Source organism: Nocardia sp. NPDC050412, from assembly GCF_044458825.1.
Lineage (GTDB): Bacteria > Actinomycetota > Actinomycetes > Mycobacteriales > Mycobacteriaceae > Nocardia.
Map to the genome: position 1 here is coordinate 606,486 of NZ_JBITIJ010000002.1, position 13,196 is coordinate 619,681.

A 13,196-nucleotide genomic window follows, 5' to 3' on the forward strand; every position below is an offset into this window, starting at 1 on the left:
GGTGGTCAAATTCTCTTGATCACGGTGTTGTGGATGACCGATGTACCCAGTCAGGAGCGTGCGCGTGCCCAGTGAAATCGATTCTGCTGTTTTCCCGTATCTGGAGACGGACTTGGACCGTGTTCGCGATGTTCTGGGGCCGGTCCGGTTCCGGGGCAGGCCGGAGCTGACCCCGCTCACTGACCAAGGCCCGGATACGTCGCGGCGTCTTGTCCGGCCCACGTTGACGTTGCTGTCGTATTACCTGCTCGCTGATCCTTCGGTGCCGGCCGATGACCGGGTGGTGCAGGCCGCGGCCGCGGTGGAGTTGCTGCATCTGGGGTCGCTCTACCACGACGATGTCATCGATCACGCTTATGAGCGTCGAGGACGTCCCAGCGCCAACGCGGTGTGGGGCTCGCATATGGCCGTCCTGGGTGGAGACTCGGTGACGATGGAGGGCGCGCATCTGCTGGCCGAACTCGGCCAGCGCGAAGCTCTCGCGGGAACGAGCGCAGGCAAGCAGATGTGCGCGGGCGTGGTGATCGAGGCGGCCGACCTCTACGACCCATACCGCAGCGAGCAGTCCTACCTGGACTCGATCGACGGCAAGACCGCGGCGCTGCTCTCGCTGGCATGCCGGGTGGGTGCGATGCAGGCCGGACGCGGTGATCGGGAAGAAGAGGCACTGGCCATGTTCGGCCGGCACTTCGGGGTGGCCTACCAGCTGTATGACGACATCCTCGATTTGACCTCGACCGCCGAGGAAATGGGCAAGCCCGTGAACGCGGATCTGCTCGAGGGCATCTACACACTGCCCGTGATCCGTGCGGCCGCCCGCGACCGGGCCCTTGCCCGCCTGCTGAACAGAGCAATGACAGGGCAGGAAGCCGCACGTGCCCGGGAAATCGTCATCGCCTCCGGTACCGTCGACGAAGCACAGGCGATGGCCGATGAACTCATCGACCGGGCCGTTGGTCGGCTCGCAGTGTCGACCATTGACCCGCGCACCCGCCACGCGATGACCGCCTACGCCCGGTCCGCACTCGATCGGCGAACTCCTGCGCCGGTGGCCTCCCGGCCTTCGACGCAACCCCCAGCAGCTCATGATGACGCGCTCTCGCCGCAGGTCGCGCAATGGCTGAGGAGCTGGATGGTGGACACCGGCCTTGTCATCTCCCCGGCCGAGTTCGACCGCCACTACCGGTGGGCAGCAACGCCACGGATCCCGGCGCAGATCCTGGACGCGACGGACACGGCCCGCGCCCGAACCGCCGTCGGTCTGGGCATGCTGGCCTTTGTATGGGATGACCTGTTCGACGATCCGCAGCTGATGGACCCGCAAGCAGTCACCGCCCTGCGGCGTGGCCTGGTGGCAACGCTGCACCAGGACCCGCAGGTACCTTGGCGGCACGGTCCGATCCCGGCGGCGTGGGCTTATTTGTGGCCACGCGTGCGCGAGGGCCGCAGCGCCCGCTGGCAGGAACGGTTCCTCGACAGCCTCGAGGAATGGTTCGAAGCCGCCGAACGCGAAGCGCACCATCGCATCAACGGCTACATCCCCCCGACGGCCGACTACCTGTCGCTGCGGAGGTCGACCAGCGGGATCGACATCGCAATCGCAGGCCTGGAGGTGCACCAGGACCGAGAATTGCCGCCGAAGCTGCGCAGCCACCCCGTGATTCGCCGACTCGAGGAACTGCTTTTCATGGTGACCTGCGCGGAGAACGACGTGGTGGGGCTGGATCGGGACGAGGCCGGCCATGTCCCCTACAACCTGGTGCGGGCGATCCAGCACGAAACCGGTTGCAGCTGGGGTGAAGCCATCGAGCAGGTGCAGCGCCAGACGGCCGAGCAACGTGCCCAGATCGACGCGCTGACCCGTTACCTTCCCGCGCTCCTGCGTGTACTGCCCGGCCTGTCGGGCCGGGGGGAAGAGTACGCGGCGATCTACGAGAACATGACGAACGCGGCACTCTGGATGCGTGAGAGCGAGCGGTACACCCAAACCTCCACTTCCGCAGCACCAGACTTGGAACGCTTGCGCCGTGATATCTACTTCCTGGCTGCCGACCCGGCTCCGACCACGCCATAAGCCGCGACCGATTCTTCGGCCGCCTCTAGGTATCGTCCCTGTTTCTGACCGGCTTGCAGGAAGTGCGCCTGACGTATTCGGCCGTGCGACGCTGGTACGGCTCGCGGGCTGGGACACTGCTGATGCTCGATATCCGTGGCGGATCAAAGGAGGTGGCGGATCAAAGGAGGTGGCGGATCAATGGAATTGGGCGCACGGGCCGTTAGTCAACCGGAAGGACTCGATGAGTTCTTTCAATCCGAGCCTTGCCACGATGCGCTGTCGTGCGGCACCGGTTCCATGGTGTTCCAGTGCGGTCAGTAATCGCCGGGCAACCGCGGTGTCACCGGCTTCTTCGAGTTCGTCGGCGATCCAGTCGATCAGATTGCCCAGCATTCTCAAGGCGGGCACCTGTACTTCCTCGACGGTATCGATCGCGGGTCCGGTGAGACCGTGTCGGGCCGCTGCCCATACCGCGGCCGCACCGACTTGGTGGTCGATATGCGGGCCCTCGATTCCGGCTTCCAGTTTGGTAATTGCGGTTTGCACCAGTCCGCGGGTCAGTACCGCCTGCAGGACGGCGTCGTCGACCGTCGCGGCAGTGTCGGCGGCGCGAACTTCGACGGTCGGGTACACGTCGGAGGGGCGAGCCAGCCAGAACGACATGTGGGCGTCGATGAGGACGCCGGATTCGACGAGCGTCGCCACTCGATTCTCATAGTCGTCGGCCGATCGCGCATAAGGCGGTAAGCCCGAACCGGGGAACCGAGACAGTTCGGCGATCCGCCATGAGCTGTAGCCGGAGTCGTGGCCGTCATGGAACGGCGAATTCGCGCCGACCGCGATCAGGGTCGGTAACCATGGCCGTAGATGATTCACCACGGCGACGGCCTGATCGTCCCCGTCGACGCCGATATGCACATGCGCACCGCAGGCGGTATAGGTTTGCGCCATTTCCCGATATCGGTTGTGGATACGCGCATATCGGCTGTCCTCGGTGCCGCCGCAGTGCGGGGTGGCGCAGACGGGCGCGTATCCGATCGGGAGGACCAACAGTTCGCAATCGCGCCCGGCGGTGGCGAGCTTTGCGCGGGCCGTGCTCAAATCTGTCCGCAAGGTTTGCATCGTCGTGTGAACGAGGCTGACCGACTCGATCTGGACTCGTTGTAGCTCCGGTTTGAATCTCTTGGATTCATCGGGCTCGAGATTCGTGTGCATCCAGTCGATAACCGTGTCCACTCCCACGACCGGCACTCCGCCGACGTCGAGTAGGAGAAACTCTTCCTCGAATCCCACTGTGCGCCGCTGCTGCATCGGATCTACCTTCGTCGCCCGTACTCCTGCCTCGCCGACATACCCGCGAAGTATTAGGGCAAACACCTGGCACTTGCTGCCTGCGCACACCTGACCGCAAGTTTTCCGCGATGTTTCAATCGGCCGGAGCCGGGTAAGCGGGCTGTCAGTCGGTTAGGCGAAATATGGTGCGGAGTCGGCAGGCTCGCCTGCGGGTTGATCTCACGAGCGATCCGGGAGATGTTCCATCCGTTGTGCGACGGAAGGCGAGGATCCGGACGACTTCGGCGGGATCTCGGCGGTGAGCCGTGTCCTGATCGCAAATGCAGGCAGCACGTTCAGTCCAGCACCCCGCGGATCGACACCCCGATTCGACCGTGTGCAGTGAGTCCGCACCGCTAGCACTAGGGCTACTGTATGCATCTATGGCGACCAGGGAGGTTACCGTGACGGTGACCGTGGACGACACCGAGTGGGCCGAGCTGTGTGATGCGGCCGCGTGCGCGGGCATGAACGTGCCCGACTTCCTCGCCCAGAGTGCACGATTGGTCGCGCTGAAGCCCAGCGCGGCGCGGTCGGCGCGAGTATCCCGGGAGCACCCACCGCGCGGCTCGTCGCGGGACGACAGCGAAACGGCCGCTTGGGCCGAGAGCTTCTCTCAGCGTCTGCATCACCGGGCCGATCTATTCCGCAACGACTAGACCGCCACGAGCCCGACGGCGTGCGCTGCGCGTTCCCCCGCTGCAGCCTCGCTCGGGCACCGAACAGCAGGCCAGCCGTCGCGGTCAGGCCAGCAGTGGCAGTTTCCGGCGGATTGAACTTCCGAGTCGGAGTCGATGACGGGAAAGCCTGCGTCGGGGTCGCCCGGACCGCGCCTCCAGCCGCGCAGGCGCCGCAATCGGGCTATGGTGCCAATGTGCTGTTCTATCCAGCTTCGAAGGGGGAATTCGCCCCATGATCGGGTCAGATCATGTCTTCTATCCCTGGAGCGCGCAGGCGACCCTGAATCCAGTGCCGATCGTCGGCGCGTCGGGCTCATGGTTCTGGGAAGAGAGCGGCAAACGCTACCTCGACTTTTCCTCCCAACTGGTGAATGTCAATATCGGCCACCAACATCCGGATATCGTCGCGGCCATTATCGATCAGGCACAGAAACTCGCAACCATCTCGCCAACCGTCGGCAACGAAGCGCGCAGCGAACTGGCCCGACTGATCGTGGAACGCGCACCGGGCGAGCTGAACCGGATTTTGTTCACCACCGGCGGCGCGGAGGCAGTCGAACATGCGGTGCGGCTGGCCCGCAGCTACACCGGCCGCACCAAGATGCTCGCCGCCTACCGCTCCTATCACGGCGGCACCGGCACCGCGATCGGACTGACCGGTGAGCCGCGCCGCTGGGGCGCGGAACCGACCAATGTCGACGTGGTCCGCTTCTTCGCGCCCTACCCCTACCGATCACCGTGGGGCACAAGCACTCCCGAGGAAGAGACGACGGCAGCGTTGAATCACCTGCGCCAGGTCATCGAATTGGAAGGGCCACAACACATTGCCGGGCTGATCCTGGAGACTGTGGTCGGTACCAACGGCGTACTCGTGCCGCCGCCGGGCTATCTCGCCGGTGTCCGAGCCCTGTGCGACGAATTCGGCATTGTCTACATCGCAGATGAGGTGATGGTCGGATTCGGCCGGGTCGGTGAGTGGTTCGCGGTCCAGGCCTTCGATGTCGCACCCGATATCATCACCTTCGCCAAAGGCGTCAACTCCGGTTATGTTCCGCTCGGTGGCGTACTCATGGCCGAACGGATCGCGCAACGCTACGACAATACGGTGTATCCCGGTGGACTCACCTATGCCGGACATCCCCTCGCATGTGCCGCGGGCATCGCCTCGATCAATGTCTTCGAACGCGACGGCATCCTCGACCATGTGCGCACCGTCGGGGCATATGTCCTCGGAAAAGGATTGGCGGAGTTGGCATCTCGGCATCCAAGCGTCGGCGAGGCACGCGGCCTCGGCTTCTTCTGGGCACTGGAGTTGGTGCGCGATCCACACACCCGCGAGCCGCTGATCCAGTTTGCGGCGGCTGGTCCAGCCGCCGAGCCGATGAACCGGGTGACCGCCGCCGCCAAGGAACGTGGGCTGTGGCCCTTCAATGCGGGCAATCGCTTCCAGATCGCGCCCCCGTTGACCACCTCGGCCGATGAATTGCGCACCGGGCTGGAGATCGTCGATGAGGTGTTGGAGGTCGCCGACGAATACGTGGGGTGAAGCGCATGCTGGCTGGCGGGGAGACGGCCGTTTCCTGGAACTCCGCAGGAGCTGACGTGACCGACACCGCCGATCGTCAGGAGTTGACCGCCACCGGGGCGGGCCCGCCGATGGCGACCATAAGCGTCGGTGTCATCGCCGTGGCATCCTCGGCCGTCTTGGTGTTCTCGACCAGCCGTTATGACTACTTCGGCGATGAGCTCTACTTTCTGGCGGCGGGTCGGCGGCCGTCATTCGGCTATGCCGATCAAGGTCCGGTATTGCCGATGCTGGCGCGGTTGATGGACACGATCGCACCCGGAAACTTCTTCGTGCTGCGGCTGCCCGTTGTCGCGCTGACAGTCCTCGGCATCGTGCTGTGCGCGGTGATCGCGCGCGAACTCGGCGGCGGTCCGGCGGCCCGGGTGCTCGCGGCTGTCGGCTATGCGACCTCACCGTTTCTGCTGCTCCAAGGCAAAATGCTGACCACCAACGCGGTCGACACCGTGCTCTGGGTGGTGATCACCTGGCTGGTGGCGCGTTGGGTGCGGACCCGTCGCGATCGCCTGCTGCTGTGCGCCGCACTGGTGACCGCGGTCGATATGCAGGTGAAGTGGCTGATTCCCTTCTTCTGGATCGGTGTCGCGGCGAGTTCGCTGATCTTCGGTCCGCGCGAACTGGTGCGGCGGCCGCTGCTGTGGCTCGGCGGTGTCATCGTGATCGTCGCGACCGCGCCATCACTGATCTGGCAGGCGCGCAATGATTGGCCACAGCTGTCGATGGGCCAGGTGATCAGCGGTGAGCAGGGCATACTCGGCGGCAGGGCGCTGTTCGTACCGCTCGCGCTGCTGCTGGCCGGGTACCTGGGTGCGGCGCTGTTGATCTATGGCGTGTGGGCGCTGATGCGTAGTTCTTCGCTGCGGCCGTACCGGTTTCTCGGCGCGTCTGTGCTGATACTCGTCGCGGTCTTCCTGGTGATCGGTGGCCGGATCTACTACGTCGCCGGAATGTACGGTGTGGTGCTCGCGGCGGGCGCGGTCGGTCTCGTCGAACTCGCGGATCGCCTGAATCCCACACCGAGACGGTTGGCGACCGGGGCCGGTGTGGTGCTCGCCGCCGTGACCACAGGCTATGTGCTGTGGTCGACGCCGTGGCGCGATGCCGCGCACGTCCGGCCACCCGTCGATGACGCCGAGGCCGCCGTCAATATCGGCGTCTACGGCGAATTCGGTTGGCCCGAACTGACTTCCGCCGTCCTGCAGGCCTATGAATCGCTCACCCGGGCCGAACGCGCCGACGCCGTCATCGTGACCGACACCTACTGGCAGGCCAGCGCCCTGGACCAATTCGACCGCGATCGCCTCCCACGGATCTACAGTCCGAGCCGCGGTTTCGGCTACTTCGGCATGCCACCGGACAATGCCTCGGCCGTGATCGCTGTCGGCGTGAACGACGACTTCCTGCACTGGGATTTCGACCACATCGAACCAGTTGCCAAGGTGGACAGCCGAATCGGCTATCCGGGCAACAGCCAGAACGTCATCGTGTGGAAATGCACCGCCCTGCGCTACCCGTGGTCCCAGGTGTGGCCGACCTGGATGCACCTGTAGGTACGCTGCGACCATGACATCTGGGCAAACCGAGATCTGGCACAACCCGCAGTGCAGCAAGAGCCGCAATGCCACCACGCACCTGGCGGAGGCGGGCGTCGAGTACAAGGTCCGGCGCTATCTCGACGATCCGCCGACCGCGGCGGAATTGCGAACGGTGCTGCAGCGGCTGGGCGCCGAGCCGTGGGATATCACCCGCACCGGTGAACAGATCGCCAAGGACCTGGGCATATCCAGCTGGGGACGTACCGCGGCCGACCGGGAGCGCTGGATCGAGGCATTGGCGGCGAATCCGAAGCTGATTCAGCGGCCGATCGTGCTCACTCCCGACGGCGGTGCGGTCGTCGCGCGCGATGCGAAGACCCTGGAATCGCTGGACCCTTCGTAGCCGAAATAGCCGGTAGGGTCGGCATTTATGAAGGTACAACTGCGTCATAGTCCGGCCTCCGCGGTCGCGCGGTGCTTCCTGGCCGGCGGGGAGCCGATGCGGGTCGAGAGTGGCGCCATGGTCGCGCATTCGGCGGGAGTTTCGTTGCAGGCCAGGGCCGAAGGCGGCATTCTCGCCGGGCTGAAGCGTTCGGTGCTTGCGGGCGAATCATTCTTCGTCTCGACCTTCACCGCACCGCCGCAGGGCGGTTGGGTGGATGTGGCGCCCGCACTTCCCGGCGACATGCTGAACCTGCAGATCACCCCCGATCGGCCGTTCTTCATCAGCCGCGGCGGTTGGATCGCGAACTCGCACGACGTGCAGGTGGAGGGCAAATGGGGTGGTCTCGCGAACCTGTTCGGCGGCGAGGGCGGCTTCGGTCTGCGCGCGCACGGCGAGGGTGAGGTGGTCGTCGGTGTGTTCGGCGCGATCGATGTGATCGATCTGCAGCCGGGTGAGCCGATCACCATCGATACCGGCCATGTGGTGGCCTATGACCTGGCCATGAACTTCACCATCCGCCGCGCGGTATCCGGGCGCTCGATCCAGTCGCTGAAGTCGGGCGAAGGCTTCGTCTTCGACTTCACCGGGCCAGGCCGGGTGCTGCTGCAGACCCGCAATCCGGGCGCCTTCGCCGCCTGGGCGGGCTCGGTGGCGTCTTCGGGTTAGTCACCCGTTTTCACGACCCTCTTACCTGCTGGACACCTAACTCATGCAGAATGCAAATTTCATATCGGGTCCAGCAAGGGAATGTACATGGAGCTCCTCGAAGTCGTCGCGAACCTCTTCACCCAGGTCATGGGTGCTATGAGCGGCAGCGCCGCCTGACAGAACGCAGGCTCGTCGGCCCATCAGGTCCCCGACCTGGTGGGCCGATGGCGTTTCAAGCCAGCAGCTGATCGGTGAGGATGCGGGTATCAGGGACGAAGGCCCAGGACGGGTCGGCCAGGTGCGCCCGCAGTTCGGCATCGGTCCACCACCAGCCGTCAACGATCTCCTCGGGTTGGTGCCGGATCGGCCCGTCGTAGCGCAGCTCGTAGGCGAACAGATGACAGCGCATCGGGGCGCCCTGCCAGACGCCGTCCCAGGAGGCGCTGGCCCGCAAGGGGAGCGGTGGCGCATCGTCGGGCAGGACGATGCCGAGTTCCTCGGCGAGTTCGCGGACCGCCGTCTGTGCCGGGGTTTCACCCGGATCGACGACACCCCCGGCCAGGCAGTCGTGCATACCGGCGAAGACCATCTTGGTACCGGTGCGGCGGTGCACATAGACGCGTTCGCCGTCGCCGGAGCGAACGAGTACGCCCGCACTGGCATGCCAGATGCCGTCGCGATAGACGGTGGCCCGGTCGGCCGCGCCGACTTCATGGCCCGCGGCGTCATAGACCGCGATCATCTCCGACTGAGGGTGTCCGAACACCGCTCGAGAGTAACCTGATCTCCGCACGCCACCCTGAGAGAGGACCGCCCCAGATGGTGCTTCCGCGCACACTGGCGAAATTGAATCGGCACGTGACGAACCCGATCCTCGGCCGTTTGGCCGGGAAAGTGCCCCCGATGAGCATGGTTGTCCACAAGGGACGAAAATCCGGGCGTCCCTACAGAACTCCGGTGTGGGCGTTCGAAAACGACGGTGTATACCGGATCGCGCTGACCTATGGCCGCGATGTGGACTGGGTCAAGAACATCACGGCCGCAGGCGGTTTCGAGCTCGAGGCCAAGGGCACTGTCGTGCTGCTCATCGATCCGGTGGTGGTGCACGATGCGTCGGCTGGGTGGGCGCCACTCGGTGTTCGGCAGGCGCTGAAGGTGATGTCGGCGACGGACTACTTGCAGGCGCGTCCGGCTTAGCAGTCTTCTTCTTGACGCTGAAACCCCTTGTCCGCGTGGACAAGGGGTTATTCAGGTGCTCGTGCGGGTCGAGCACCGCCCAGCTCCTGAACATAGCGAGACCTCGGCCCAGCTGGTCTTTCGCACCACCGGAGATCGAGGGGAGAAAGCGCCCCGCGTGCGTGCCCGAGACGGTCAGTCGCCAGTACTCGGTTCGGCGCCCTGCACCGCCAGGGGATCGGTTGCGTCGTTCTTCGGCGGCGATCGGCGCATGGAATTGTCCGGCGCGCCGGCGCGGTCCGACGGCAAGGCGGGTAGCAGTCTCCGGTGATTGCGGTCGGTGTCGCGCTCTGTGCGCCTACAGCGATATTCCTCTGTCGATGTTCTTCGGCGATACGCTGGCATTGGCGAAAGGTGAGTGCATGTTGCCTGGTGTCCGGAGAGATGCTGGTCGGATCACACCCGGCCGATGACAGATGATCCGCTGCAGACGCGCCGTGAGGCGATGACGCCTGCCACGGCGGAGTTGGCTGCGGTTGGTTTCGAGGACGCCGTGGAAATCGGACACGGCGGTTTCGGGGTGGTGTATCGCTGCACGCAGCCGAGGTTGGATCGGACGGTTGCGGTGAAGATTCTGACCGCGGAACTGGACGAAGACAATCAGGCGCGGTTTGTTCGGGAGCAGCACGCGATGGGCCGGTTGACCGGGCATCCCAACATCGTCACCGCGCTGGAGGCCGGTACCACCGAGAGCGGGCGGCCCTACCTGGTGATGCCGTATCACCGGCTGGGTTCCCTGGATGGCTGGATCCGCGAGATTGGTCCCCTTCCTTTGGAGCGGGTGGCGCAGATCGGGGTGAAGATCGCTGGTGCGCTTGCCAGCGCGCATCGTCTCGGTATCGTGCATCGGGACGTGAAGCCGGGAAACATTCTGCTCACCGAGTACGGTGAACCAGCGTTGACCGATTTCGGTATCGCCCATATCACCGGTGGGTTCCAGACGACTGCGAGTGTTGTGACCGGATCGCCCGCGTTCACCGCACCGGAGGTGCTCGAGGGTGGCGATCCGACCCCGGCCGCGGATGTCTATGGACTCGGCGCCACCCTGTTCTGCGCATTGACCGGGCATGCCGCGTTCGAGCGTCGTAGCGGTGAGAAGATGGTCGCGCAGTTTGTCCGGATCACCACCCAGCCGGTGCCCGACCTGCGGGAGGACGGCATCCCCGAGGACGTGTCGGCGGTGGTGGAGACAGCGATGAGCCGCGACCGCAAGCAGCGGCCGGCGGCAGCGGCGCTGGGGGAGACATTTCGGCAACTGCAGCAGCGCCACGGGTTCGCGGTGGGCGAGATGGCGGTGGGGGGTGAACCGAATCTCGCCGATTCCGACCAGAAGCCACCGGTGCGGGCAGCGCGCAAGCCGACGGCGGCTAGCCGGGACCACAGTGGCAATCTGCCGCTCGAGTTGACCAGCTTCATCAATCGGCGCACCGAGGTATCGGAGCTGAAGAATCTGCTGTCGAGCGCACGGCTGGTGACGTTGACCGGGACCGGGGGTGTCGGCAAGACGCGACTGGCGCTGCGGGCCGCATCCAGTGCGCGACGTGGTTTCGCCGACGGTGTGTGGTCAATCGAGTTGGCCGAAGTGTCCGACCCCGCGCTGCTGGTCGATGTGGTGGCGGCCACCCTCGGTGTGCGCAACGAGTCGGCCAGTCCGTTGCTCGAGGTTCTGATCGGCTTCCTCAGCTTGCGAGAAACACTGCTCGTGGTGGACAACTGCGAGCAGATCGTGGATGCGGTGGCCAAGCTGACCGAGACGTTGCTGCAGACTTGTCCGGAGCTGCGGATTCTCGCCACCAGCCGCGAACCACTGAACATCGCCGGGGAAGCAGTGCTGCGGGTGGCACCACTGTCGGTCCCGGACCCGGACCGGGAGCCGACCCTGGCCGGGCTGCCCGGTTTCGATGCGGTGACCTTGTTCGCCGACCGCGCCGCGGCAGCGGTTCCGGGCTTCGAACTCGATGAGGACAACAAGGCCGCCGTCACCGGGATCTGCACCCATCTGGACGGGTTACCGCTGGCCATCGAGCTTGCCGCGGCCCGAATGCGCACGATGTCACCGCAGCAGATCCTGGCCCGGCTTACCGATCGGTACGCGCTGCTCACCCGCGGCAGTCGCACAGCCCCGACACGGCAACAGACGCTGCGATGGAGTATCGACTGGAGCTACGGGTTGTGCAGCGGGACCGAACAGCGGCTGTGGGCCCGGATGTCGGTGTTCGCCGGCAGCTTCGAACTCGACGCCATCGAGCAGATATGCGGCACAGACCTGGCAGCGGATACGCCGCTGGATGTGCTTTCGTCCCTGGTGGACAAGTCCATCCTGATCCGGGAGGAATCCGATACTGTCGTGCGTTTCCGGATGCTCGAGACAGTTCGCGGCTACGGCCGGGAAAAACTACGAGAGTCCGGCGAAGATACCGAGCTGCGCCGACGCCACCGCGACTGGTATCGGCAGTTGGCGTTGGACGCGGAAGCCGGGTGGATCAGCGACCGCCAGCTCGACTGGATCATCCGCCTCGAACACGAACTACCCAACCTGCGCGAAGCGCTCGAATCCTGCCTGTCCGAGGACACCCAGGAAGCAGCTGAAGCAGGGCTGCGCATCACAGCCGCACTCTACGATTTCTGGAGCTTATCCGGTCTGTATGGGGAAGGCCGATCCTGGATCGACCGCGTTCTCGCCCACCCCGGCGCGCAACCGGTACTCGACCGCATCAAGGCGTTCTGCGTCGGCTGCCAACTGGCCGCGCCGCAGGGGGATGTCCAGTCCGCGGCCGCCCTTCTGGAGCAGGCACGAGTGCTCGCCGAACAGGCCCCCGCCCCCGCGATCCAGGCGCAGATCGCCTACGCGACCGCCCTTCTCGCACTCGCTGGCGGCGAAACGGCCAACGTATCGTCCTCCCTCGAACATGACATCGAGACACTCAGCTGGGACAGGACGGGCGCTCTGTACATCGGTACCCTGACCATCCTCGGCTGGGCATATGAGCTACGCGGCGACATGACTCGAGCAACCGAGCATTACCGCCGGGTATTTTCCATCACCGAAGCGCAGGGCGAACTGCTCTATCGTTCGGCTGCGCTACGCGGCTTGGGCGTGGCCGCATGGCAGCAAGGCGAGCGGGACAAAGCCCAACAGCTGCTCCAGGAAGCGCTGCGAGTCAACCGGCGGCCGAATAGCCCGGTGCTCAACGCGTTCAGTCTCGAGGCCCTGGCCTGGACTGTCGCCGACCAGGGCGACGCCGATCGCGCGGCCGTGCTGCTGGGAACCGCGCAAGGAATCTGGCTCGTAGGAAGCAGTGTTGGAGCTGTCTTCCCGGACATAGCGCGCTTTCACGAAAGCTGTGAGCAGACAGCGCGTCGCACCCTCGGCACCCGCGCATTCGATGCGGCCTTCCGCCACGGTCAGGCGATGGGTATCGGCGCCGCTGTGGCGTACGCGCTCGGCGAACAGCCCGCCGATACCGCGCGCGCATCCACGAAATTGACCAAGCGTGAGCGGCAGATCGCCGACCTCATCGCCCAGGGACTCAGCAACAAGCGGATCGCCGCCAAACTCGTGATCTCGCAACGCACCGCCGAAGGCCACGTCGAACACATCCTCACCAAACTCGGCTTCACCTCACGCTCACAAATCGCGGCCTGGATCGCGGAGGAAACCAAACAAGCGAGTCCGTGA

10 protein-coding genes are annotated in these 13,196 nt (G+C 65.2%); 8 read left to right on the plus strand and 2 right to left on the minus strand.

Annotated elements, in window-relative coordinates:
• Nucleotides 1-64 precede the first annotated feature (64 nt).
• Nucleotides 65-2,074 (plus strand): polyprenyl synthetase family protein, encoded by a 2,010-nt coding sequence (locus ACIBI6_RS06850; protein ID WP_396955531.1) that lies wholly within the window; start codon nt 65-67, stop codon nt 2,072-2,074.
• Between the two features lie 177 nt (nt 2,075-2,251).
• Here ACIBI6_RS06850 and ACIBI6_RS06855 read toward each other — a convergent pair whose 3' ends face one another.
• Nucleotides 2,252-3,367, minus strand: a complete 1,116-nt coding sequence (locus ACIBI6_RS06855; RefSeq protein ID WP_364347571.1) for a YbdK family carboxylate-amine ligase — start codon at nt 3,365-3,367, stop codon at nt 2,252-2,254.
• 404 nt (nt 3,368-3,771) lie between these two features.
• On the opposite strand from ACIBI6_RS06855, the gene ACIBI6_RS06860 reads away from it, so the two are divergent.
• The 5 genes from ACIBI6_RS06860 (at nt 3,772) to ACIBI6_RS06880 (ending at nt 8,299) form a co-directional block, all read left to right on the plus strand.
• On the plus strand, nt 3,772-4,047 hold the full coding sequence (locus tag ACIBI6_RS06860) for a hypothetical protein (RefSeq protein ID WP_396955532.1): 276 nt from the start codon (nt 3,772-3,774) through the stop codon (nt 4,045-4,047).
• Between the two features lie 253 nt (nt 4,048-4,300).
• Nucleotides 4,301-5,614: an aspartate aminotransferase family protein gene (locus ACIBI6_RS06865; RefSeq protein ID WP_364347566.1), complete on the plus strand. Its 1,314-nt coding sequence runs from the start codon at nt 4,301-4,303 to the stop codon at nt 5,612-5,614.
• Between the two features lie 56 nt (nt 5,615-5,670).
• Nucleotides 5,671-7,203, plus strand: coding sequence for a glycosyltransferase family 39 protein (locus ACIBI6_RS06870; protein ID WP_396955533.1), 1,533 nt, complete (start codon nt 5,671-5,673; stop codon nt 7,201-7,203).
• Nucleotides 7,204-7,216: 13 nt separating this feature from the next.
• Complete coding sequence (locus ACIBI6_RS06875; RefSeq protein WP_396955534.1) at nt 7,217-7,591, plus strand: arsenate reductase family protein; 375 nt, start codon at nt 7,217-7,219, stop codon at nt 7,589-7,591.
• Between the two features lie 27 nt (nt 7,592-7,618).
• The gene (locus ACIBI6_RS06880; RefSeq protein ID WP_396955535.1) at nt 7,619-8,299 is read left to right on the plus strand and encodes a TIGR00266 family protein; all 681 of its coding nucleotides are present in this window, start codon (nt 7,619-7,621) and stop codon (nt 8,297-8,299) included.
• A gap of 214 nt (nt 8,300-8,513) precedes the next feature.
• On the opposite strand, the gene ACIBI6_RS06885 is transcribed toward ACIBI6_RS06880, so the two are convergent.
• Complete coding sequence (locus tag ACIBI6_RS06885; RefSeq protein WP_396955608.1) at nt 8,514-9,023, minus strand: NUDIX domain-containing protein; 510 nt, start codon at nt 9,021-9,023, stop codon at nt 8,514-8,516.
• A 116-nt stretch (nt 9,024-9,139) separates the two neighbouring features.
• On the opposite strand from ACIBI6_RS06885, the gene ACIBI6_RS06890 reads away from it, so the two are divergent.
• The gene (locus ACIBI6_RS06890; protein ID WP_364347554.1) at nt 9,140-9,478 is read left to right on the plus strand and encodes a nitroreductase family deazaflavin-dependent oxidoreductase; all 339 of its coding nucleotides are present in this window, start codon (nt 9,140-9,142) and stop codon (nt 9,476-9,478) included.
• A gap of 448 nt (nt 9,479-9,926) precedes the next feature.
• Nucleotides 9,927-13,196 carry a protein kinase gene (locus tag ACIBI6_RS06895; protein WP_396955536.1) on the plus strand — a complete coding sequence of 1,090 codons (3,270 nt, stop codon included), beginning with the start codon at nt 9,927-9,929 and terminating at the stop codon, nt 13,194-13,196.

Coding starts and splice junctions, on each gene's coding strand:
- ACIBI6_RS06855 (WP_364347571.1), bottom strand. CDS start 3,367: ATGCAGCAGCGGCGCACAGTGGGATTCGAGGAAGAGTTTCTCCTACTC.
- ACIBI6_RS06860 (WP_396955532.1), top strand. CDS start 3,772: ATGGCGACCAGGGAGGTTACCGTGACGGTGACCGTGGACGACACCGAG.
- ACIBI6_RS06865 (WP_364347566.1), top strand. CDS start 4,301: ATGATCGGGTCAGATCATGTCTTCTATCCCTGGAGCGCGCAGGCGACC.
- ACIBI6_RS06875 (WP_396955534.1), top strand. CDS start 7,217: ATGACATCTGGGCAAACCGAGATCTGGCACAACCCGCAGTGCAGCAAG.
- ACIBI6_RS06880 (WP_396955535.1), top strand. CDS start 7,619: ATGAAGGTACAACTGCGTCATAGTCCGGCCTCCGCGGTCGCGCGGTGC.
- ACIBI6_RS06885 (WP_396955608.1), bottom strand. CDS start 9,023: ATGATCGCGGTCTATGACGCCGCGGGCCATGAAGTCGGCGCGGCCGAC.
- ACIBI6_RS06895 (WP_396955536.1), top strand. CDS start 9,927: ATGACAGATGATCCGCTGCAGACGCGCCGTGAGGCGATGACGCCTGCC.